Origin of the sequence: Thalassospira lucentensis (assembly GCF_001613805.1) — a bacterium.
Taxonomy (GTDB): domain Bacteria; phylum Pseudomonadota; class Alphaproteobacteria; order Rhodospirillales; family Thalassospiraceae; genus Thalassospira; species Thalassospira lucentensis_A.
This window is the reverse complement of record NZ_LPVY01000003.1, coordinates 146,745-167,288: the sequence shown is the minus strand read 5'-3', so window position 1 is coordinate 167,288 and position 20,544 is coordinate 146,745. Positions and strand designations below refer to the sequence as shown.

The 20,544-nt window shown below is 52.0% G+C and carries 26 protein-coding genes and 1 tRNA gene; 4 read left to right on the top strand and 23 right to left on the bottom strand.

All coding sequences use genetic code 11. The features are described 5' to 3' along the window. Window positions 1-22: 22 nt before the first annotated feature. On the bottom strand, window positions 23-382 hold the full coding sequence (cutA, locus tag AUP42_RS03090; RefSeq protein ID WP_231858137.1) for a divalent-cation tolerance protein CutA: 360 nt from the start codon (window positions 380-382) through the stop codon (window positions 23-25). A gap of 98 nt (window positions 383-480) precedes the next feature. On the opposite strand from cutA, the gene AUP42_RS22045 reads away from it, so the two are divergent. Together AUP42_RS22045 and AUP42_RS03080 are read left to right on the top strand one after the other, a co-directional pair. Further along, window positions 481-738, top strand: a complete 258-nt coding sequence (locus tag AUP42_RS22045; protein WP_062948805.1) for a hypothetical protein — start codon at window positions 481-483, stop codon at window positions 736-738. Between the two features lie 94 nt (window positions 739-832). Then, window positions 833-1,408, top strand: coding sequence for a histidine phosphatase family protein (locus AUP42_RS03080; RefSeq protein ID WP_231858136.1), 576 nt, complete (start codon window positions 833-835; stop codon window positions 1,406-1,408). A gap of 48 nt (window positions 1,409-1,456) precedes the next feature. Here AUP42_RS03080 and AUP42_RS03075 read toward each other — a convergent pair. From AUP42_RS03075 to AUP42_RS03040, 7 genes are all read right to left on the bottom strand, one after another. After that, window positions 1,457-1,533 (bottom strand) — tRNA-Pro (locus AUP42_RS03075). A 66-nt stretch (window positions 1,534-1,599) separates the two neighbouring features. Further along, window positions 1,600-2,079 carry a MerR family transcriptional regulator gene (locus AUP42_RS03070; RefSeq protein WP_062948801.1) on the bottom strand — a complete coding sequence of 160 codons (480 nt, stop codon included), beginning with the start codon at window positions 2,077-2,079 and terminating at the stop codon, window positions 1,600-1,602. A gap of 11 nt (window positions 2,080-2,090) precedes the next feature. Beyond that, entirely contained in the window at window positions 2,091-2,381 is a 291-nt protein-coding gene (locus AUP42_RS03065; protein ID WP_007089542.1) for an integration host factor subunit alpha, read from the bottom strand. Between the two features lie 155 nt (window positions 2,382-2,536). Further along, the gene (locus AUP42_RS03060) at window positions 2,537-3,508 is read right to left on the bottom strand and encodes a beta-ketoacyl-ACP synthase III (protein ID WP_062948799.1); all 972 of its coding nucleotides are present in this window, start codon (window positions 3,506-3,508) and stop codon (window positions 2,537-2,539) included. Between the two features lie 43 nt (window positions 3,509-3,551). Beyond that, the gene (gene plsX / locus AUP42_RS03055; protein WP_062948797.1) at window positions 3,552-4,628 is read right to left on the bottom strand and encodes a phosphate acyltransferase PlsX; all 1,077 of its coding nucleotides are present in this window, start codon (window positions 4,626-4,628) and stop codon (window positions 3,552-3,554) included. Window positions 4,629-4,890: 262 nt separating this feature from the next. Beyond that, window positions 4,891-5,466: a YceD family protein gene (locus tag AUP42_RS03045; RefSeq protein ID WP_062948793.1), complete on the bottom strand. Its 576-nt coding sequence runs from the start codon at window positions 5,464-5,466 to the stop codon at window positions 4,891-4,893. Window positions 5,467-5,478: 12 nt separating this feature from the next. Beyond that, the gene (locus tag AUP42_RS03040; RefSeq protein WP_062948791.1) at window positions 5,479-6,030 is read right to left on the bottom strand and encodes a ubiquinol-cytochrome C chaperone family protein; all 552 of its coding nucleotides are present in this window, start codon (window positions 6,028-6,030) and stop codon (window positions 5,479-5,481) included. A 163-nt stretch (window positions 6,031-6,193) separates the two neighbouring features. Between AUP42_RS03040 and AUP42_RS03035 the strand changes: the two genes are divergently transcribed. Beyond that, window positions 6,194-6,643, top strand: a complete 450-nt coding sequence (locus AUP42_RS03035; protein ID WP_062948789.1) for an outer membrane protein assembly factor BamE — start codon at window positions 6,194-6,196, stop codon at window positions 6,641-6,643. Window positions 6,644-6,649: 6 nt separating this feature from the next. On the opposite strand, the gene thiL is transcribed toward AUP42_RS03035, so the two are convergent. The 9 genes from thiL to rpiB all read right to left on the bottom strand — a co-directional run bounded on the left by thiL (window position 6,650) and on the right by rpiB (window position 13,773). Further along, window positions 6,650-7,687, bottom strand: a complete 1,038-nt coding sequence (gene thiL, locus AUP42_RS03030) for a thiamine-phosphate kinase (RefSeq protein ID WP_231858135.1) — start codon at window positions 7,685-7,687, stop codon at window positions 6,650-6,652. Further along, window positions 7,629-8,126: a transcription antitermination factor NusB gene (gene nusB, locus AUP42_RS03025; RefSeq protein ID WP_062948785.1), complete on the bottom strand. Its 498-nt coding sequence runs from the start codon at window positions 8,124-8,126 to the stop codon at window positions 7,629-7,631. The genes thiL and nusB overlap by 59 nt, the downstream gene beginning before the upstream one ends. Then, window positions 8,126-8,590, bottom strand: a complete 465-nt coding sequence (ribH, locus tag AUP42_RS03020) for a 6,7-dimethyl-8-ribityllumazine synthase (RefSeq protein ID WP_062948783.1) — start codon at window positions 8,588-8,590, stop codon at window positions 8,126-8,128. The genes nusB and ribH overlap by 1 nt, the downstream gene beginning before the upstream one ends. Window positions 8,591-8,593: 3 nt before the next feature. Continuing rightward, window positions 8,594-9,748, bottom strand: a complete 1,155-nt coding sequence (gene ribB / locus AUP42_RS03015; RefSeq protein WP_062948781.1) for a 3,4-dihydroxy-2-butanone-4-phosphate synthase — start codon at window positions 9,746-9,748, stop codon at window positions 8,594-8,596. Window positions 9,749-9,754: 6 nt separating this feature from the next. Then, window positions 9,755-10,342 (bottom strand): riboflavin synthase, encoded by a 588-nt coding sequence (locus AUP42_RS03010; RefSeq protein WP_062948779.1) that lies wholly within the window; start codon window positions 10,340-10,342, stop codon window positions 9,755-9,757. Between the two features lie 4 nt (window positions 10,343-10,346). After that, on the bottom strand, window positions 10,347-11,468 hold the full coding sequence (ribD, locus tag AUP42_RS03005) for a bifunctional diaminohydroxyphosphoribosylaminopyrimidine deaminase/5-amino-6-(5-phosphoribosylamino)uracil reductase RibD (protein ID WP_062948775.1): 1,122 nt from the start codon (window positions 11,466-11,468) through the stop codon (window positions 10,347-10,349). After that, the gene (nrdR, locus tag AUP42_RS03000; protein ID WP_062948773.1) at window positions 11,468-11,941 is read right to left on the bottom strand and encodes a transcriptional regulator NrdR; all 474 of its coding nucleotides are present in this window, start codon (window positions 11,939-11,941) and stop codon (window positions 11,468-11,470) included. Before nrdR ends, ribD begins: the two co-directional genes overlap by 1 nt. A 24-nt stretch (window positions 11,942-11,965) precedes the next feature. Continuing rightward, a complete protein-coding gene (gene glyA / locus AUP42_RS02995) occupies window positions 11,966-13,240 on the bottom strand; it encodes a serine hydroxymethyltransferase (protein ID WP_062948771.1) in 1,275 nt (424 codons plus the stop codon). Between the two features lie 86 nt (window positions 13,241-13,326). Then, window positions 13,327-13,773, bottom strand: a complete 447-nt coding sequence (gene rpiB / locus AUP42_RS02990) for a ribose 5-phosphate isomerase B (RefSeq protein ID WP_062948769.1) — start codon at window positions 13,771-13,773, stop codon at window positions 13,327-13,329. A 461-nt stretch (window positions 13,774-14,234) separates the two neighbouring features. On the opposite strand from rpiB, the gene AUP42_RS02985 reads away from it, so the two are divergent. Then, entirely contained in the window at window positions 14,235-14,654 is a 420-nt protein-coding gene (locus tag AUP42_RS02985) for a MucR family transcriptional regulator (protein WP_062948767.1), read from the top strand. A 126-nt stretch (window positions 14,655-14,780) separates the two neighbouring features. On the opposite strand, the gene AUP42_RS02980 is transcribed toward AUP42_RS02985, so the two are convergent. From AUP42_RS02980 to AUP42_RS02955, 6 genes are all read right to left on the bottom strand, one after another. After that, window positions 14,781-15,887, bottom strand: a complete 1,107-nt coding sequence (locus tag AUP42_RS02980; RefSeq protein WP_062948765.1) for a branched-chain amino acid ABC transporter substrate-binding protein — start codon at window positions 15,885-15,887, stop codon at window positions 14,781-14,783. A 209-nt stretch (window positions 15,888-16,096) separates the two neighbouring features. Continuing rightward, the gene (locus AUP42_RS02975; RefSeq protein ID WP_062948763.1) at window positions 16,097-16,450 is read right to left on the bottom strand and encodes a DUF6867 family protein; all 354 of its coding nucleotides are present in this window, start codon (window positions 16,448-16,450) and stop codon (window positions 16,097-16,099) included. Window positions 16,451-16,460: 10 nt separating this feature from the next. After that, window positions 16,461-17,171, bottom strand: a complete 711-nt coding sequence (locus AUP42_RS02970) for an ABC transporter ATP-binding protein (RefSeq protein ID WP_007089524.1) — start codon at window positions 17,169-17,171, stop codon at window positions 16,461-16,463. 23 nt (window positions 17,172-17,194) lie between these two features. After that, entirely contained in the window at window positions 17,195-18,046 is an 852-nt protein-coding gene (locus tag AUP42_RS02965) for an ABC transporter ATP-binding protein (RefSeq protein ID WP_062948761.1), read from the bottom strand. After that, window positions 18,043-19,563, bottom strand: coding sequence for a high-affinity branched-chain amino acid ABC transporter permease LivM (gene livM / locus AUP42_RS02960; protein ID WP_062948759.1), 1,521 nt, complete (start codon window positions 19,561-19,563; stop codon window positions 18,043-18,045). The genes AUP42_RS02965 and livM overlap by 4 nt, the downstream gene beginning before the upstream one ends. Continuing rightward, window positions 19,563-20,486: an ABC transporter permease subunit gene (locus AUP42_RS02955; RefSeq protein WP_062948757.1), complete on the bottom strand. Its 924-nt coding sequence runs from the start codon at window positions 20,484-20,486 to the stop codon at window positions 19,563-19,565. Before AUP42_RS02955 ends, livM begins: the two co-directional genes overlap by 1 nt. Window positions 20,487-20,544 lie beyond the last annotated feature (58 nt).

Here is a 20,544-nt window from a genome sequence, read left to right as displayed (position 1 = left end):
GGGCCAAGTGTCCCCTATGCAATCACTTCGGGGCTTTTGCTTTATTAACCTGATTTCGCAACCAATTCACATACGGGGCGTTTCCTCTGCCAAGGGGAATCTCAAGGATACAAGGAACCTCGTATGGATGGTGATCGGCGATCCAGCCGGCAAGGTCCTTCGCCACCGAAGACCTTGTTTTCAAAATGACGATCATTTCATTTTCTTCCTCAATGTCGTCGTCCCATTCATAGACCGCGACCATTTGCGGTAAAATGTTTGCACAGGCCGCAAATCGCTCTCGGACGGCACCACCTGCGATCACGCGTGCGACTTCCATATCTGGTACCGTCACGTAAAGAAACACCATATCGCTCTGCTCGAAGGGATCGTTCGTCATCATGATTGCTCCCCGGTTGATTATCCGTCACACTTAACTGCAATATATAGCTTGGTCATTACATTACGCCAACCGGGCGCGACATCCTGTCCGAAGGCGCTATGACGGGGAAAAAGCAGGTGAAACCGACACAGGTACAACTCGATTGGTTGCGCCGCGGCCTAAGCCAGCCTGGCGGAAAGCTGCCGCTTTTTGATACCAACGGCAAACAGATTAGTGAAAAAACGGTCAAAAGCTGCATCGATCACGGATGGGCTGCACCATGGTTCGATAACCCGATAAAACCGGATTGGCTGATCTGCAAACTGACGGATGAAGGCCGTCGGGTTGCTACCTCCGTTACAGATAACAGGGCCTAAAAGATCCAAGCCCCCAGCTGCCGCTCAACTGATCTGATCAGTACGTTCTCGGGTATCAAGTTCAATAACTTTTTGCCAATGAGTGTGCCGCATCATGCGTTCATTTATCAGAAATATGATTGTCGCTCTAACTTTCGTCTGCTCGTTTGTCCCCCACAGCATCAAGGCAGCAGATGTGCCCCATTCGTTGGATATATGGCGCCAGCCCGGAGTGCACGCGCTGATGCGCCATGCCATCGCACCGGGCACTGGCGATCCCAAAAACTTTGTTATTGGCGATTGCAATACCCAACGAAACCTTGACGAGGCTGGTCGCAATCAAGCGCGTGCAATAGGGGGGCGCGTGCGTGAAGCGGGCATATTGCTGGACGTAGTTCTCAGCAGTCAGTGGTGTCGCTGTTTGGAAACAGCCAAATTACTCGGACTTGGCAACGTGATTGAGACACCTGCTTTGAATTCGTTTTTCCGCGATGGTAGCACCAAGAAAATACAGACAGATCAAATCATTGACCGACTTCGCGCACTTCCCAAACACAGCAATGCCCTGTTGATCACCCATCAGGTGAACATTACCGCCTTGACCGGTGTTTATCCAAGCTCAGGCGAAATAATTCTGTTCCGATTTGGTGATAATGACGTCTTGGACATGCTTGCGCGATTGACGCTGTAGCCTCGACAGGACAACAGGGTTCAGATCAAATTTTGAGAGAGATTAAATTGGTCGGAGCGAGAGGATTCGAACCTCCGACCCCCTGCACCCCATGCAGGTGCGCTACCAGGCTGCGCCACGCTCCGACCGTAAATGCGCCGTTTGGCGCGGCTCGATAAATAGCCGCGCAAGCCCAAAGACGCAAATGGTTTTTACGTATTTTTTTCCGCCTGCCCCAAGGCCGAGTTAAGGATGCCCTGCAGGTCTTCCAATTCACCCAAAAGGTTCGTCAGAGCAATTTTATCGGATGCGGTTACGTTGCCAGACACTGCGACAGGAGGTTGTATTTGATCCGAAGCGAGATCAGCTGTTTCCGTCAAAGAAGCAACTGCAATTTCGGAAGGCAACTTGCCTTTGTGCTGATCCAGCAGCTTTTGCACGCCCTTGATCGTATATCCCTGATCATGGAGCAAAGAACGGATATCTGCCAGTAACACCAAGTCTTCCGGGCGGTAGTAACGACGCCCGCCCGCACGTTTCATCGGCTTGATCTGGGGAAACTTGGATTCCCAAAAACGCAGGACATGCTGCTGCAGGCCCAGTTCTTTTGCTGCTTCGCTAATTGTACGAAACGCAGAGTCAGACTTTGCTGTGCGGCGGTTATCCGCCACAGCCCCCAAGTGATTTTTCATGAGTTCGGTTCTTAAGCGTTAATGCGTGCTTTCAGCACCTGCGACGGCCGGAACACAAGTACCTTGCGTGGCAGGATCGGTACTTCTTCGCCCGTTTTGGGGTTACGACCGATGCGCTGCCCTTTCTGACGGACAGAGAAACTGCCAAAGGAGGAAATCTTGACGACTTCGTCTTTGATCAGTGCAGAAGAAATTTCATCGAGTACCGTTTCCAGCAACTGGGCGGACTCGTTACGCGACAAACCGACTTCCTGATAAACGGCTTCGGCGAGATCCGCGCGGGTAATCGTAGCTTCCGACATAACTGGCCGCCTCCTTAAAACGGGACTTTATACACAAGGCTATATCTGGTAGCGAAATCAGTCAATATCAACAGGATACATTGCTTTAAGGCAGAATGTTGTGCTTTTTAAGCAAATGCTTTGTTTTTCAGGGATATTGCAGGGAAATTTCTGCTTTACCAGCGAACGAGTGCCGCACCCCAGGTAAAGCCGCCGCCCATTGCTTCCAGAATGACAATGTCACCGCGCTGAATACGTCCATCATGAACCGCTTCTGCCAGTGCCAGGGGAATCGACGCTGCTGATGTGTTTGCGTGACGATCAACTGTGATCACCACCTTATCTTCGGAAATACCGAACTTTTTGGCGGTGCTATCCAGAATGCGACGGTTCGCCTGATGCGGGACCAGCCAGTCAATATCCGATGCTTCCAGCCCTGTATCAGCAAGAACTTCACGAATAACACCGGCAAGATTGGTCACAGCATGACGGAAGACTTCTTTGCCTTCCATCTGAAGATACCCCACGGTCTGCGTTGAAGATGGGCCGCCATTAACATAAAGAAGTTCGTATTTGCTGCCATCTGAATGCAGCCGACTTGCAAGAATACCCTGATCCTTGATCGTTCCATGCCCTTCGACAGCCTGAAGAACAACTGCGCCAGCCCCATCACCGAACAAAACGCATGTACGGCGATCTTCCCAATCAAGAATGCGCGAAAATGTCTCCGCCCCGATCACAAGAACAGTTTTTGCCTGACCGTTGCGAATATACATATCGGCAGTGGTCAGTGCATAGACAAAGCCCGAGCAGACCGCCTGAACATCAAACGCAAAACCGACAACACCAAGACGATGCTGAACCTTTGTGGCCGTGGCCGGGAAAGTATTATCGGGTGTTGCCGTCGCAACAATGATCATGTCGATATCGGCTGCAGTTACACCCGCATGCTCCATAGCGCGCGTGGCAGCCGCAACCGCCAGATCACTGGTGGTTTCACCCTCCGCAGCTACGTGGCGCTGGCGTATTCCAGTCCTGGCAACGATCCACTCATCAGACGTATCGACGCGCTTTGCCAGCTCATCATTGGTTACAACATTCGAAGGAAGATATGATCCGCAACCAATAATGCGAGAACGAACAGTCATGATTTAAGAACCGCCAGTTTTAGTGGGAATAGTTGGGACAGTATCAGTCGGCCTGGCCAGCTGCGAGGGCGATGGTTTCCTCATCGATAGGCGCTTTGGATATTGCTTCTTCGAAGGCCGCAAGTTCGCCCTTGATTGTTTCATTTAGCCGGTTAGCGATAAGATCGTGACAAACGCCAATGGCATTCGAGAAACCCAACGCATCGGTGCCACCGTGGCTCTTCACCGCAATCCCGTTCAGGCCAAGCAGCATCGCGCCATTGTAACGGCGCGGATCCATCCGTTCACGAAAACGCTGCAATGAACGACGGGCTAATAGATAGCCAACTTTCGCCCAGAATGAGCTTTTGAAAGTTTCGCGCAGGAAATGCACCAGCAAACGTGCAGTTCCTTCAGCGGTTTTAAGTGCAACGTTACCGGTGAAACCATCAGTAACGATCACATCGACCGTACCTTTGGCCAGGTCATCACCTTCGACAAACCCTTCGAAACGGATCGGCAGATCGATTTCGCGAAGTATGGCCGCGGCTTTTTTGACAGACTCATTACCTTTGAGTTCTTCAATCCCGACATTGAGCAGACCGACAGACGGCTTTTCAATGCCAAACAGGATGCGCGCGAAAACCTCACCCATCAGCGCGAACTGCACCAGGTTGTTTTCATCGCATTCGATATTGGCACCAAGATCGAGCATGACGGTTTCGCCACGCTGGGTTGGCATATAGGTCGCGATGGCCGGACGATCGATGCCACGAACCGTTTTAAGGACAAATTTTGCCATTGCCATCAGTGCACCGGTATTGCCGGCAGATACGACGCCCTGCGCATCGCCCTCTTTCACGGCATTGATGGCGAGCCGCATACTGGAATCCCGCCGTTGCCGCAAGGCAACTGACGGCTTGTCATCCATTGTCACCTCTTGCGAGGCGTGACGAACTTCAGTGACGGCCTCAAGACCCGGATATTTGGCGAGCAGCGGTTTGATCCGCGCTTCATCCCCAAACATCAAAAATTTAAGATGAGGCAACCGCTTCAGGGCAATTTCTGCACCCGCCACGACCATCTCGGGCGCGTGGTCTCCTCCCATCGCGTCAAGTGATATGCAGACCTGTTCAGGCAATGTATTCTCTTATGGTTGTTCTAAAACATCTGAACCGGAATTTACCGGCAGGCTTGCCAATCGGCGAAACTTGTCTTCGGCATGCCGGAACGCCCGTAATTACCGGAATTCTCAGCCAGATACAAGGTAAAGCCGATATGCAGCCCAAAGCCAGTCCAGTTCTGCTTTCGGTCCGTATTTTCGCTCAAAAGCGTGAAATGCCGGTAACGACCGGCATTTCAGCGATATCTTACATGACGAAACACGCAACCAGAATGGTAATTTAGTTTTTCTTCTCAAGCTGTTCCTTAAGGCCCGCAAGTTTGGCAAACGGGTTCGGACGCTCTTCTTCGTCATCCTCGGATTTGACCACGTCGGCGACTTTTGCACCATCCTTGCGGGGGTATGGGTCCATAGCCACGGCAAGAAATTGCGAAACGACTTCGCCAACATCAATTTTGCCATCAACCAATGGCTCTGGCTGATCAAGAAGAGCCATAAGTTCCTCTTCGGAAAGATCATCCAGATCATCGGGATTCGACGGAAGATCATCTTCGGAAATATGCGGCGAAAACAGAACTTCCACCTCGTCTTCGACAATCTCGGGAACCGGTTCGAGGGTTGCGACACAACGCTGAATAATATCGGCATGCATTGGACCACGCAGGGTAACTTCGCCGTTGCCTGCCGTCGTGATTGTCAGGGTCGCCTTCAAACTGTTGATCGCAATCAGTTCGAAGCGTTCAGCAAGTGCAGCACACTCTTTTTCGTTCGCTTCAATCTCGATCTTGTTCTTTTTCCCGACCTGTTCGTCAGTGTTGACGATACGGGAAAACTCAGGTGCGATTTGCTCAGGCATTTGGGCCTCTTTCTATTCGGTTTGTGCAACAGCGATTTCCGGCACGGCCGGAAAATGAATGACGCCGTTGTGTAATTCTTCGGTTTTCTGACGATCAAGATTTGCAAGGGCATCATTGATATAGCCAACCATGGCCATCAATTGTGCGTCGCTTGCGTCATTATCTGCGTACAGATTGCGGTTAAGGGCGGCTGCAAGTTCTATGGCGCCAGTTTGCACGCCTTCCTCGTAGGCGACGATGCGACCGTGATAGGACTCCGACATTTTCCGGATGCGTTTAAGGATTCCGACGTCACCAATTCCCATCTCACGCATATTCTGATCAAGGTCGGAAAACATCACGTCAAAGATTTCCTGTGCCAGCTCCCGGCTTTCATTGTCTTTTTTCAGACGTCGAAACAGAACGAACGCATGCACCAGAATCAGGTCAAACCGACCTTCCATCGTGTCGGCAACGCCAAGACGTGTATAGAATGCAGGGTCTCGCGCCTGCTCGACCATTCTGGTGTAAAGCGCAAAGGCTGCACTTTGTTTGCGGTCTTTTTTCTTCAACCAGCCGAACAACAGCAACACTCCTTCGTTGACATTCCAGCCATGGCACGCAGAATGCCGTAAATTTCCCGGGGCGATACTGCCCCACCATTGCCCGGCAATATCATGCGCCCAGCGCTGAAACTCAAGGCAATTCCTTATTGATTTCAACTAGCGGATCGCTCTGGTGAGTTCCATGCATAAAAGAACAACACGCATTTCCCTTCTGATGCTGGCCGGACTGGCAATGGCAGTCGTTTCTGCCTGCAGCCCGCGTATTGCGACGCGCGGCAATGCCCCCGAACCGGAAGCACTCGAACAGATCGTGATCGGGGAATCGACCAAGGGTGATGTCACCGACCTTTTGGGATCACCATCCAGCGTTGCGGCATTCGACGAAAATGTCTGGCTATATATTTCACGCAGGACAGAAACAATTGCCTTTCTCGAGCCGGATGTTGTCGAACAGAAAGTCGTTCTGATCAGTTTTGATGCCGCAAACCGGGTTGATATTCTTAGCGAGTATGACCTTGAAGACGGAAAGCCGGTCATTCCAACCGACCGGATCACGCCAACTGCAGGCAAGGAAATCACAATCCTGCAGCAGTTGTTTGGCAACCTTGGTCGCTTCAGCGAAACGAAATAAGTCCGCTTAGTATCCAAAATGGTCGAACCCGCCCTTTGCGAGTTCGGCCATTTTTTTATCCATACCAATCAGATCAACCTGCCCGCTTCGATTTGTGACTTCGCCAATAATTGCAACATCATCACCCAGTTTTTTGATTTCATTGGGATCTGCACAAATCAGAAGTTCGTAATCATCACCGCCACAAAATACCGCATTCCAAAGTGTGGGATCATTCTGCACAGCATTTCGGGCGGCCTTTGAAAGTGGAATCCGTTCTTGATCAAAGGTCATACCGACATTGGATGCTGCGCAAATTTTTCGGCAGTCCCCCGCCAGTCCGTCTGAAAGATCCATAGCGGCATACCGTCGGTTGGCAGCTACGCATTTTCGACCGATTTCCAAACGTGGTTGAGGCACCCAGTATCGCGATTTCAGAAACGCTGCATCTTCGTGATCAAGGCTGCTTAAATCGCCCTGCAGAACCTTCAAGCCAAGTGCGCCATCCCCCAAGGTACCCGTGACCGCAATCAGATCACCAGGCTTGGCCGCATCACGGCGGAGCGCTCTTCCCGTCGGTACCGCGCCAAATGCTGTCAGGCTAAAGAATGTAGGACCAGGTGTGCCAACGGTATCGCCGCCCAGAAGTGGTGCGTTGAAGGCATCGCAATCTTGTCCCAAACCGTTCGCAAATTCCGCGATCCAATCTTCGGACAAATCCCGGTGATATCCTGCTGTCAATACGACGCCCAATGGGGATGCCCCCATTGCGGCAATATCCGACAGGTTAACACGCATTACCTTGCGCGCAATATCGGCCGGGTAGTCCTGGCTTCGGAAATGGACATCGGCAACAAGAGCATCAACCGTTATCACCAGTTCCTGCCCATCGGGCACGGACAAAACAGCCGCATCGTCCATAAGAGACAATGCGGCTTCTGACTTTTGCGCGATTGGCGCAAAATGACGCGCGATCAGATCAAACTCTCCTGACCGCCCTGCCATATTATTGCTGCCCGGTTTCACCTGCACGAAGCGTTTTGCCGATCCGGTCAAGAACAGCATTCACCAGCTTCGGCTCGGTTTCGTCAAAGAACGAATGGGCCGCATCCACGTATTCGGTGATGACGACACGCATCGGAACGTCTTCACGCATCATCAACTCGTAGGTTCCCGCCCTTAGGATACTGCGCAAAACGGTTTCAAGACGCTTGGTGGTCCAGCCTTTTTCCAAAGCTGAATCGATCAATCCGTCAATGTCGACGGTACGCGCGGTGACCCCCTGAACCAGATCGGCAAAAAAACCGCGATCCGGGTCAATAAGGTTGTCATTCGGCTCGTCAAGGTCGCGAACACCTTCGCCATCAAGGCGGAAGTCGGAGTATTCACGCACGACGTCACCGGCCGAAAGCTGTGAAAGCTCGGCCTGATAAAGCGCCTGAATGGCAGCAAAACGCGCGGCACTGCGTCGTTGGGCGGCTGAAGCCTTGGGTTTATCGGTCATTACTTGTGATGTATTCCAAAGTGGTTTTGAACTTCGATCATACGAAGAACGGCGCGGGCGGCCTCGCCCCCTTTATTCTTCTGATCGGCCTTGGCACGTGCAAGTGCCTGGGCTTCATTTTCAACAGTCAGGATGCCATTGCCGATCGCCAGACGATAATCAAGGCAAAGCTGCATCAAGGCACGGTTGGCTTCTTCGCAGATGTGATCGTAATGCGTGGTTTCACCGCGGATAACACACCCGAGAGCAAGATAGCCATCATACCGAGGGCCCGTTGCAAGGTCAGCCATCGACTGTACGGCATAGCGAATTGCTATCGGAACTTCGAAGGCACCGGAAACAGAAAGCCGGTCCCAAGTCGCACCACCAGCTTCCAGAGTCGACGCAGCCCCTTTGACCAGATCTTCGACGATGTGGGTGTAATAAGGCGCATCAACGATCAGGATGTGCGGACCGTTACTCATGTTTTATTCCTCCGAGACGACAAGCGGACGCTGATCAACCAAATTTAGACCGAACCCGTCAAGTCCTACGATGTGTCTTTTGGTGTTTGAAAGCAAAATCATGTCGTGAATGCCCAAATCCAGCAAGATTTGCGCCCCAACACCATAATCGCGCAAATCAGAGTCGCCAGCGGTTTTCGCGATTTCCTGACGAAGTGCCTCGCCATCGCCACCGTGCCGTTCGATCAGTTTTGCAATCGATGACGAAAGCGTATTGGGTCGCGGTTCACGGATCAGAACGATCACACCACGTCCCTCCTCACCGATCTGGCGCATTGCTGCCTGCAACTCACCACCGTGGCTTCCCTGCCGGTCGCCAAGTACATCTTCAAGAACATTCAGGGCATGGACGCGTGTAAGGACTGGTGCACTATCAGAAATATCGCCTTTAACAAGCGCGATATGTTCCGCATAGGTGATATTGTTTACATAAAGATTAAGCTCAAACTCGCCACCATGCAGCGAATTGATTTTGGTTGTCGCCTTACGCTGAACGACTTTTTCGTGTTTCCTGCGATAGCGGATCAAGTCGGCAATCTGCGCAATTTTCAAATTATGCTTTTGGGCAAATTCAACGAGTTCTGGCAAACGCGCCATTTCGCCGCTTTCGCTCATGATCTCGCAGATGACACCAGACGGATTGAGCCCAGCCAGCCGGGAAATATCAACCGATGCCTCGGTATGCCCGGCACGGACCAGAACCCCGCCCGGACGCGCACGAAGCGGAAAGATGTGCCCCGGGGTTACTATATCATCCGCCGTTGATTTTGGATCAATCGCTACAGAAATTGTTCTGGCTCTGTCCGGGGCGGATATCCCGGTTGTGACTCCGGTTGCCGCCTCTATCGAAACGGTGAATGCCGTTTCATGTCGTGTACCGTTTCGCGCGCTCATCAAAGGCAGGCCAAGATGATCGCACCGTTCGGATTCAAGCGTCAGACAAATAAGCCCACGGCCATGAGTTGCCATGAAATTCACGGCATCGGGTGTCGCCATTTGCGCGGGAATAACCAGATCGCCCTCGTTCTCACGATCCTCGTCGTCGACAAGGATGAACATCCGGCCGTTACGGGCTTCTTCAATAACATCTTCAATCGGCGAAAGGTGGCGATGTGGCATGGCTATTCAATCCTTCCCCAGCATGCGCGCGACATAACGCGCCAGCATGTCTATCTCGAAATTGATCCGGTCTCCCGGTTGCTTCGATCCCAGCGTCGTATGTGTCTGGGTATGGGGTATCAGATTGATACCAAAAGTGTTTCCGTCAACCTCATTGACCGTCAAAGAAACACCTTCAAGCGTTACGGAGCCCTTTGACGCTATATATTTCGCAAAAACCTCGGGAACCTCGAATGTCAGACGCAGAGAGTCACCTTCCGAAAGGCGTTTCGTAAGGATTGCAACGCCGTCGACATGCCCCGAAACAATGTGGCCACCCAGCTCGTCCCCAACCCGGGTTGCCTGTTCCAGATTGACCCGTGATCCGATACCAAGATCACCCATCGTCGTTTTGCTCAGACTTTCGGCAGATGCTTCGATGGCAAACCAGTCCGCCCCGGTTTCAATCACGGTCATGCAGGCGCCATTGCAGGAAATTGATGCACCCAGAACGATTTTGGAAGTATCGAAACCTGTCGTGAACTCAAACCGTGTATCGCCGCGCTTTTCAATTTTGCGAACGGTACCTATATCTGTGATGATGCCTGTGAACATTCAATTAATCCGTTATTTTCTCATAGTTTGTCACGATATCCTTGCCTGCTGCGCGAATAGAAACACGCCGGAACATCGATATATCTGACAGGCGATCAAAACCAAGATTCGCGATCATTGCCTTCCCATCCGCCCCTATAATGGAGGGGGCGCTGAAGTGGATAATGCGATCAACGAGATTATCCCGCACCAGACTGGCTGCAAGAATACCGCCACTTTCGACCAGCACACGGGTCAACCCCAGTTCGCCCAAACGTTTCATCACGTCATTTAGGTCGAAATGATCATTTTCGCATCTGGCAGAAAGTACTTTCACGCCGGTTTTTGTAAATTTTTCAGAAACTTCGCGCAAAAGTGCATCCGTTGTCACGACCCAGGTAGGAACATTATTGGCACTTGTCACCATGTCAGCCGACAGTGGCACCTCGCCTTTGCGATCCAGGATGATGCGAACAGGTGATTGTTCGTAGCGCCCGGCGATACGGCACGTCAGGGTCGGGTTATCCGTCAAGACGGTATTTGCACCGACAAGGATCGCGTCATGATTGGCACGCAACACATGCCCCTGCTCGCGCGCAGCACTACCGGTTATCCATTTGCTTTCGCCTGATTTTGTTGCCGATCGACCATCCATGGTTGATGCAAGTTTCAGCGTCACCGTTGGACGCCCGGACAGAATGCGCGACAGAAAACCGGAATTAATACGACGCGCTTCGTCACCATAAAGCCCGACATCAACAATAATGCCCGCATCACGCAACATATCGTGGCCTCGCCCGGATACACGATCGTCCGGGTCTTCAAGCGCACTGACAACACGTTTAACACCGGCCTCAATCAGGCCTGCGGCACAGGGGGGCGATACGCCGAAATGGCTGCATGGTTCAAGGGTGACATAGGCCGTCGCATTGCGGGCCTTTTCTGCAGCCTCATCCAGAGCAACACGTTCGGCATGGGGTCTTCCACCCGGCTTGGTGAAACCGCGCCCGACAATCGTTCCCTGGGGTGAAACCAGAACACACCCGACAGACGGGTTGGGCCAGACATTTCCCAGACCGCGTTTTGACAGGCTTAGAGCGACCCGCATGAAATGCCGGTCATCATCCGAAAACGCGGGAGTTGTCATTACTCTGCGTCCGCCCCTTCTTCCCCATCATGCATGTTTTCCACGAACTGTTCGAAGTCGCGGGCTTCACGGAAGTTCTTATACACCGAAGCATAACGGACATAAGCAACCTGATCGAGTGCGATCAACGCCCCCATCACCATTTCACCGATCGTGTCGGTTGAAATGTCGCTTTCACCACTGCTTTCTAGACGACGTTGAATACCGTTAAGCGCCTTTTCGACACGCTCGTCCTCAATCGGACGTTTACGGCAGGCAAGAAAGATTGATCGCGCAAGCTTGTCACGATCAAACAATTCGCGTTGCCCATCCTTTTTCACCACCATCAATTCACGGAGCTGAACACGTTCAAACGTCGTGAAACGCGATCCACAGGCTGGGCAAAACCGGCGCCGGCGAATAGCGTGATGTTCCTCGGTCGGACGGGAGTCCTTGACCTGGGTGTCTGTATGGCCACAGAACGGGCAACGCATTGTTTTTACTCGCTCCTGAAAGGATCAGGCATAAATCGGGAAGCGTTTGCAAAGGTCTTCGACCTTGGTGCGAACAGCATTCTCGATCTGGGCATTGCCATCAGGATTATCTACAAGGGCGTCAAGCACATCACCGATCAATTCGCCGATCTGCTTGAATTCCTCTACACCAAAGCCACGCGTGGTGCCAGCCGGCGTACCCAAACGAACGCCCGATGTAATGGTAGGCTTTTCGGTGTCAAACGGAATGCCGTTCTTGTTGCAGGTGATCCCTGCACGCTCAAGTGCGACTTCCGCGTTGTTGCCCTTAAGCCCCTTGGGACGCAGGTCAACCAGCATCAGGTGCGTATCGGTGCCGCCGGTTACGATATCGAAACCGCGTTTTACCAGAACTTCGGCCAAGGCCTTGGCATTGTCGACAACCTGCTGCGCATATTCCTTGAATTCCGGACGCAATGCTTCGCCAAAAGCAACTGCCTTGGCCGCGATGACATGCATCAACGGGCCACCCTGCAGGCCAGGGAAGACCGCCGAATTGATCTTTTTGCCGATTTCAACATTGTTCGACAGGATCATGCCGCCGCGCGGACCGCGAAGAGTTTTATGAGTGGTGGTGGTGACAATGTCTGCATAAGGAAGCGGGCTCGGATGAACGCCACCGGCAACCAGACCAGCAAAGTGCGCCATATCAACCATCAGCAGCGCACCAACCTTGTCCGCAATTTCGCGGAAACGCTTGAAATCAATCTGGCGTGGAATAGCCGAGCCACCAGCGATGATCAGGGTCGGTTTATGTTCGGCTGCAAGGGCTTCAACCTGATCATAATCAAGGGTCAGGTCGTCTTCACGTACGCCATACTGAATGGCATTGAACCATTTCCCCGAAAGCGCAGGACGTGCGCCATGGGTCAGATGGCCACCTGCATCAAGTGACATGCCGAGAATGGTATCGCCCGGTTTGCAAAGCGCCAGCATGACAGCACCGTTTGCCTGTGCGCCCGAATGCGGCTGAACGTTGACGAATTCGCAACCGAACAGTTCTTTGGCACGATTGATTGCAAGTTCCTCGGCAACGTCAACAAACTCGCAGCCACCATAGTAACGGCGTGAAGGGTAACCTTCGGCATATTTGTTGGTCAGAACCGTTCCCTGTGCCTCGATCACGGCCTTGGAAACAATATTCTCGGAGGCGATCATTTCGATCTGGTTCTGCTGACGATCCAGTTCGTCAGTTACTGATTTGAACAGGGCCGGATCTGCTTCTGACAAGCTGGTAGAGAAAAAGCCTTTAAACGACATTATGGGGCCTCTCGATACGATGTGGCGGGACCGAACGCAGCAAAGTTCGAAACCCGTACCGGGTTATTGCCAGGTGGCGAAAGAAATCAATCAGGAAGTGACGACAGTTTTTCGACACGACGTCCGTGTCGACCGCCTTCAAATTCAGTCGTTACGAATGCATTGACGCAATCGAGTGCCGTCGCATCGCCAAGCAGGCGCGCGCCAAGGCACAGAACATTGGCGTTGTTGTGTTGACGGCACAGTTCGGCTGACAGTCGGTCATGCACCAAAGCGGCACGGATTTGCGGATAACGGTTGGCAGCAATGCTCATGCCAATCCCGGAGCCGCAGACAAGGATGCCGCTCGCCGCATCGCCATTGATAATCGATTTTGCAACGGCCTGCGCATAATCCGGATAATCGACCGATGCCGATCCGTCAGTACCGAGATCAATCACTTCCCAGCCATTATCGGCAAGCGATTTGATGATTTGGGATTTGAGTTCAACACCACCGTGATCGGCAGCGATGGCAATGGTCTTGGCTGTCATATGCGAGCCCTTGGTAAATACGTCAAACAGTAATTTGGAGCGCCTTTTAGCACATAGCTTCGTAACTGCCAACGGACAGCGGCCTTTGTGCTTAAAGTTTTAGATGGACAACTTTTGAGTGTTCACCCGACAAGGCTACTACACTTAAGGAAAGACGTTCACACCAGTTACGTTAGAAACAGGTCAATTAAAGAAAAATAATGATATATATACCTTGATATATAGAGCACTACACACTTCAGATCAAAATCGATGTAACAAAACATGCATCCTTTGTTCAAATCAAACCGAATTGTCTATTTTTGGGTCCCATATGCGACTTCTTTGCCATCCATCCTAGTTTTATCCGGCTTATAAAATTTAAGTAGAATTGACATATTGAATAACAGTCTTGTTTGACTATATCTTCGAAATAATGCAAAAGCATTGTCTATTCGTAATGACGAAGGAATTATTTCAAGATGACCGATGCTGAAAACAGCGTTCTGGACCGCGACGAACTGCTACAGATGACTGTTGATATCGTTTCTGCTTATGTCAGCAACAATGCAATTGCATCTGCACAGATTCCCGAATTGATTTCGACGATTTTCAATTCGCTTGACGATTTGCGTGAAGTCGAAACCGTTGAAGAAGAAGAGCCGTTGAAACCGGCGGTTCCAATCCGCAAATCGATTGGCGATGATTACATCATTTGCCTTGAAGACGGTAAAAAGCTCAAAATGCTCAAGCGCCATCTTCGGACAACCTATAACTTGACCCCGGAAGAATACCGGGCGAAATGGGGCCTGCCGTCAGATTATCCGATGGTTGCACCAAACTATGCCAAACAGCGTTCGCAGTTTGCCAAGAAAATCGGTCTGGGTCGCAAGGCGAAGTAAACGCCTGCCCTTTTGATCTTAAAGAAAAAGCGTCTTCGGGATTATCTGAAGACGCTTTTCTTCTACCCGGCAAGCAACAAAAAAGCCCGGCATAATACCGGGCTTTCTGCCGATCAGAATATCTGATTAGTTGGCGTAATCGTAGCCACCGTCTTTCCATTCATAGAAGACGTAACCCGGTGCAGCAACATCGCCTTTGGCATCGAAGGAAATCGAACCAAGAACGGTGTCGAATGCATCGCCGCTGTGCAGAGCTTCGATAACAGCTTCAGAGTCGGTGGTACCGGCTTTTTCAACTGCCTGTGCCCAAGCCTGAACCGCACCATAGGTGTAAAGGGTGTAACCTTCCGGCTTGTAACCCTGACCTTCGAAGTATTTTACGAGTTCAGCGTTGCGCGGGTCTTTTTCAAGCGCCGGACCGGCGGTGAAAAGAGTGCCCGCACCGGCATCGCCAGTGATCGACCAATATTCGAGCGAGTTGAGTGCATCACCCGAAATCGCAACAGTCTCAAGACCCTGGCTGCGCATCTGACGAACGATCAGACCAAGTTCGGTGTGATAACCGCCGTAATAAAGGACATCAACGCCTTCGGATTTCAGCTTGGTCACCAGAGCCGAGTAATCTTTCTCGCCCGGGGTGATGGCTTCGTACATGACTTCTTCAACGCCAGCAGCGTTCAGGTTTTTCTTGGTCTCGTCAGCGAGACCTTTGGAATAAGCCTGTTTGTCATGAACGATGGCGATTTTCTTGTCGCCATAGTTTTCAGCAAGATATTTGCCTGCAACTTCGCCCTGCTGATCGTCGCGGCCGCAAACACGGAAAACGTTATCCATATCACGTTCGGTCAGCTGCGGGTTGGTCGAAGCCGGGGAAATCTGCACGATGCCTTCTTCGAAGTAAACTTCAGAAGCCGGGATCGATGAGCCCGAGCAGAAGTGACCAGCGACAAGGGCAACACCCTTGCTGACGAGCTGGTTTGCAACAGCAACAGCCTGTTTCGGATCGCAAGCGTCATCGCCGATTTCGAGAACGACTTTTTCGCCGTTAACGCCACCGGCAGCATTGAGGTCTGCAACCGCTTTCTGGGCACCCTGGGTCATCTGTTCGCCAAAGGCGGCGTACGGGCCGGTCATCGGACCAACTGTCGCGATAACGATGTCTGCTTTTGCTGCACCCATCGAGAGGACAAGCGCGGAAGCAGTTGCCAGAAGGCCGAGCTTGGTTTTCGACATAAGAGAAGTCTCCCTGTTCCAAAGGTTGGCCCCGTCACCATGACAGAACCATCTTTTTCGGACCCTAAACCGGCTCGTTTTTTTGTCGATTACCGGTTTCGGCTCCCTGTACTTTAACACCCCAGAATTAGTGTGCAATAGTACTAAACACTGCATTGCCAATAATTTAGCAATGCGATGGTGACGGCAAACCGTCACCATCAAAAAGTTCAGACATCCGCTCCTTCGCGTGCACGGAAACCGAACGGTCCCATACGCTCGTAAAGCCACGGATACTGTGACAGCATCTTGTTGACCCGTGTAACACGGAAGGCAGCCGCCATGATCACAAACAGGATAACCGTATCAAAGATATATCCTGAAAACGAAAGCAACTCGCCTTCGAAGAGAGCGAAGGTCATGAAACGGTCAGTTGCCCCCAGCAATAACGCGTAGGGGTAAAGCTGGTAAAACGGTCGCCACGTGTTAGCAATCGCCTGCCCTGTCATGAACGCGCAGAACCCCATCAGGATGACGGTCATTCCGATCGTGACACCAATGCTGGTACCTGTAATCGCTTCCATATCCGTCCTCCTAGTGACCACCCTCGAGATAAGCTGCCCGAACTTCCGGATTTGCCAGAAGTTCTGCACCAGTACCCGAGAGAGTGATGTTGCCGTTGACCATCACGTAACCGCGATGGGCAAGTTTGAGTGCGTGAAACGCATTCTGCTCGACCAGGAAAACCGTTACTTTCTTCTCGCGATTGATCTTCTTGATCGTCTCGAAGATCTGTTTCACGACAAGCGGCGCAATCCCGAGAGACGGTTCGTCCAGTAAAAGCAGGCGCGGACGTCCCATAAGGGCACGACCGATTGCCAGCATCTGCTGTTCGCCGCCGGACATCGTGCCGGCACGCTGGTTGATGCGTTCCTTCAGACGAGGGAACAGATCAAACACCATTTCCAGATCCTCTTCGAAATATTTCGGATCCTGGGTGCTTGCCCCCATCTGCAGGTTTTCATAAACCGACATGCGCGGGAAAATCCGGCGCCCTTCGGGTGACTGCTGAATGCCAAGACGGCAAATCTCATGCGTTGGCATGCGACTGATATCCTGACCTTCAAACAGAATACGCCCCTTGGACGCCTGCGGTGATCCGCAGCATGTCATAAGCAAGGTTGTCTTGCCGGCACCATTGGCACCGATCAATGTGACGATCTCGCCTTCGTTGACTTCCATATCAATGCCCTTGAGGGCTTCGATATTGCCATAGAAGGTGTGAACACCTTCAATCTTCAGCATGGACATATCGATCTGCTCCCTCGCTACGCATTCGGATCAAGATGAAGGTCGGCAGCGACTTCCGGCGGCAGTTCATCGTCTTCTTCCTCGCCGAGGTAAGCACGAATAACAGCCGGATCGTTTTTGACTTCGTCAGGATTGCCGTCAGCAATCTTTTTACCGTAATCAAGCACGATCACATGATCGGAAATCTTCATGACGACGCTCATGTCATGTTCGATCAGCAAAAGGCCGATCCCCTGATCGTCACGGATGCTTTGCAACAGAACGTTGAGCTCCGCAGACTCACGAGGGTTAAGACCCGCTGCCGGCTCGTCGAGACACAGCAAGGAAGGATTGACGCACATCGCACGCGCAATCTCGAGACGACGCTGGGAACCATAAGGCAGGTTACCGGCATTCCAGTCAGCCTGCTCGTACAGGCCAACCTTGTTAAGCCAGAACTTGGCTGTCTCAAGTGCTTCTTTCTCGGCACTGGTATAGCGACCGAGATTGAAAAGCCCCGCCAGCGAAAAGGCGGATGCCTCCATAAGCTGGTTATGCTGCGCGACAATCAGGTTTTCCAGAACGGTCATGCCCGTAAACAGACGGATATTCTGGAAAGTACGTGCAACGCCGTTGTTGCGCGGAATACGGAAACCTTCCATACGTTCGAGCAAACGCGGTCCATCATTGGCATAAAGCGTCAGACGCCCCTCGGTCGGAACATAAAACCCGGTAAGACAGTTGAAAACCGTGGTTTTCCCTGCCCCGTTCGGGCCGATAATTGCCGTAATCTCGCGCTTTCTTGCGGTGAACGAAAGATCGTCAATGGCGACCAGACCGCCAAAGCGCATGGTGAGATGTTCGACTTCAAGCTGTACGTTGTCGGTCATTTGACTTCTCCGGCAACTTTTTCTTTCTTGCTCATATTCAGCAGAATGGTCGGGTCACGGAAAGACAGAAGACCGCGCGGACGCCACAACATGATGGCAACCATACCAGCCCCGAAAATCAGCATGCGATATTCGGCCAGTTCACGGAACATTTCCGGGAAACCAATCATCACAATCGCGGCAAGAACCACCCCGATCTGACTGCCCATACCACCCAGAACAACGATGGCAAGGATCACGGCAGATTCGAGGAAGGTAAAGCTTTCCGGGCTGATGAAGCCCTGACGGGTGGCAAAGAATGCGCCGGCAAAACCGCCAAACATTGCGCCGATGGCAAATGCTGACAGCTTGGTGTTTGTCGGGTTGATACCCAGCGAACGGCAGGCAATTTCATCCTCACGCAACGCTTCCCATGCACGACCGATCGGCAGTTTGCGCAATCGTACGGTGACAAACGCAGTCACCAGTGCCAGCACAAGGATCAGATAATACAGGAAAATCAGGCGATGCATCGTCGAATAGTCCAGACCGAACAATTCGTTGAAGCCCATCACCCCTTCCGGCAAGCGTCGATCAAACTCGGCGAACCCAAAGAAACTCGGCCGTTCGATCGAAGAAATGCCGTCCGGGCCGCCGGTCAGATCATACCAGTTGATCAGAACAACACGGATGATCTCGCCAAATCCAAGGGTAACAATCGCAAGATAGTCCCCGCGCAGTCGTAGCACAGGGAAGCCCAGGATGATCCCGAAGCTTGCGGCGAAAATGCCAGCCAATGGCAGACAAAGCCAGAAGCTGAGATCAAAATGCTGCGACAGAAGTGCGTAGGAATAGGCACCGACCGCGTAGAACGCAACGTAGCCAAGGTCAAGCAGCCCCGCCAGACCAACCACGATGTTCAAGCCCCAACCCAGCATGATGTAGATCATGACAAGGGTTGCAAGATCGATCGCCGAACGGTTTTCACCAAACAGGAACGGGAAGATGATGAAGAATACAATCCCCAGCGCCCCGATCTTTTTGGTGTTGGTCCGGTAAGCCAACTGGATTTTGGCGGACAGCTTTGATCCGCTTTCTTCCTCTTCGGCAGTTGCCTTTTTCATGCTGAAATAGGCGATTGCAAAGACGATGGCGATAAACGCAATGGCCAGAACGATACTGGTTACACTGCTAAACGCCATATCAATGAAAACAGGGGAAGCCCAGCGGTCATCCATATCGCGGAAGCGGACAAACATTTCGAAGACTGCGACAGCTGCCACAGTAATCAGGATAGCCTGTCCGACACGCGAAATATTTTCGCGGCGAATGATCAACGCCAGTCGGCCGATGATGGTCGATATGATCGCGGTGATAACAAGATCCCAGCGAACGGCCAGTTCAAGTCCGGTTGGACGGTCAACTGTCTCAACACCCAGGATCATGACTGACATCAGCAGTGCAATGACAGCAAAGAACGCAAGTTCCTTAACAATCTCTGCACCGGAAATCCGTGAAGAAGTGATAAGAGCGGACATCAGACTTTCTCGACCTCCGGCTTACCAAGCAGACCCCACGGACGGAAAATCAGCACAAGAACCAGAATACCGAACGTTGCAACGTCCTTGTATTCGATTGTGAGATAGCCCGACCAGAACGCTTCGATCAAACCAATCAGCAAACCGCCAAGCATCGCACCCGGAAGTGAGCCGATCCCGCCCAGAACGGCTGCAGTGAAGGCCTTAACACCGGCAAGGAAGCCGATATAGAAGTCGATCACGCCGTAATACAGGGTCACCATCATGCCAGCGACCGCTGCAAGGGCTGCACCCATGACGAAGGTCGTGGAGATCGTACGATCAACGTTGACACCAAGAAGGCCTGCCATCGTGCGATCCTGCTCACAGGCGCGCTGGGCGCGACCGAGCGAGGTTTTCGCAATCAGCGTCGAGAATACAACCATTAGCACGAAGGTCAGAACAATAATGACGATCTGCATATAGCTGAGCTGAACGTTGAAATTCGGGCTTTCCATCAGGGTGATGCCACCCTCGATCAGTGGCTGCATCGGCTTCACGCGGGCCCCCTGCGAAATCTGAACGAAGTTCTGCAGGAAGATCGACATGCCGATGGCCGAAATCAGCGCTGCAAGACGGAATGATCCGCGCAGCGGCCTGTATGCAATCCGTTCAACGCCCCACCCGTAGATAGAGGTGAGTACCATTGACACAAACAGCATCAAAAGAAGTGTAAGCGGAAGTATACCGCTAATCCCTGCTGCCTGACAGATCAGGAACGTGATCAGGGAATGAAACGCGCCCAGCATATAGATTTCGCCGTGCGCGAAGTTGATCATACCGATGATGCCGTAAACCATCGTATAACCGATGGCGATCAAACCGTAGATGGCTCCCAGCGTCAGACCGTTGATCAATTGTTGTAAGAAATAAGCCCAATCCATTGCACAACCTTAGATTTGGCACAGACAAACGAGGTCTTCGACCGACTGGCTGAAGGTG

Coding starts and splice junctions, on each gene's coding strand:
- cutA (WP_231858137.1), bottom strand. CDS start 382: ATGATGACGAACGATCCCTTCGAGCAGAGCGATATGGTGTTTCTTTAC.
- AUP42_RS22045 (WP_062948805.1), top strand. CDS start 481: ATGACGGGGAAAAAGCAGGTGAAACCGACACAGGTACAACTCGATTGG.
- AUP42_RS03080 (WP_231858136.1), top strand. CDS start 833: ATGCGTTCATTTATCAGAAATATGATTGTCGCTCTAACTTTCGTCTGC.
- AUP42_RS03070 (WP_062948801.1), bottom strand. CDS start 2,079: ATGAAAAATCACTTGGGGGCTGTGGCGGATAACCGCCGCACAGCAAAG.
- AUP42_RS03065 (WP_007089542.1), bottom strand. CDS start 2,381: ATGTCGGAAGCTACGATTACCCGCGCGGATCTCGCCGAAGCCGTTTAT.
- AUP42_RS03060 (WP_062948799.1), bottom strand. CDS start 3,508: ATGACTGTTCGTTCTCGCATTATTGGTTGCGGATCATATCTTCCTTCG.
- AUP42_RS03045 (WP_062948793.1), bottom strand. CDS start 5,466: ATGCCTGAGCAAATCGCACCTGAGTTTTCCCGTATCGTCAACACTGAC.
- AUP42_RS03035 (WP_062948789.1), top strand. CDS start 6,194: ATGCATAAAAGAACAACACGCATTTCCCTTCTGATGCTGGCCGGACTG.
- thiL (WP_231858135.1), bottom strand. CDS start 7,687: ATGCTGTTCTTGACCGGATCGGCAAAACGCTTCGTGCAGGTGAAACCG.
- nusB (WP_062948785.1), bottom strand. CDS start 8,126: ATGACCGATAAACCCAAGGCTTCAGCCGCCCAACGACGCAGTGCCGCG.
- ribH (WP_062948783.1), bottom strand. CDS start 8,590: ATGAGTAACGGTCCGCACATCCTGATCGTTGATGCGCCTTATTACACC.
- ribB (WP_062948781.1), bottom strand. CDS start 9,748: ATGCCACATCGCCACCTTTCGCCGATTGAAGATGTTATTGAAGAAGCC.
- AUP42_RS03010 (WP_062948779.1), bottom strand. CDS start 10,342: ATGTTCACAGGCATCATCACAGATATAGGTACCGTTCGCAAAATTGAA.
- ribD (WP_062948775.1), bottom strand. CDS start 11,468: ATGACAACTCCCGCGTTTTCGGATGATGACCGGCATTTCATGCGGGTC.
- nrdR (WP_062948773.1), bottom strand. CDS start 11,941: ATGCGTTGCCCGTTCTGTGGCCATACAGACACCCAGGTCAAGGACTCC.
- glyA (WP_062948771.1), bottom strand. CDS start 13,240: ATGTCGTTTAAAGGCTTTTTCTCTACCAGCTTGTCAGAAGCAGATCCG.
- rpiB (WP_062948769.1), bottom strand. CDS start 13,773: ATGACAGCCAAGACCATTGCCATCGCTGCCGATCACGGTGGTGTTGAA.
- AUP42_RS02985 (WP_062948767.1), top strand. CDS start 14,235: ATGACCGATGCTGAAAACAGCGTTCTGGACCGCGACGAACTGCTACAG.
- AUP42_RS02980 (WP_062948765.1), bottom strand. CDS start 15,887: ATGTCGAAAACCAAGCTCGGCCTTCTGGCAACTGCTTCCGCGCTTGTC.
- AUP42_RS02975 (WP_062948763.1), bottom strand. CDS start 16,450: ATGGAAGCGATTACAGGTACCAGCATTGGTGTCACGATCGGAATGACC.
- AUP42_RS02970 (WP_007089524.1), bottom strand. CDS start 17,171: ATGCTGAAGATTGAAGGTGTTCACACCTTCTATGGCAATATCGAAGCC.
- AUP42_RS02965 (WP_062948761.1), bottom strand. CDS start 18,046: ATGACCGACAACGTACAGCTTGAAGTCGAACATCTCACCATGCGCTTT.
- livM (WP_062948759.1), bottom strand. CDS start 19,563: ATGTCCGCTCTTATCACTTCTTCACGGATTTCCGGTGCAGAGATTGTT.
- AUP42_RS02955 (WP_062948757.1), bottom strand. CDS start 20,486: ATGGATTGGGCTTATTTCTTACAACAATTGATCAACGGTCTGACGCTG.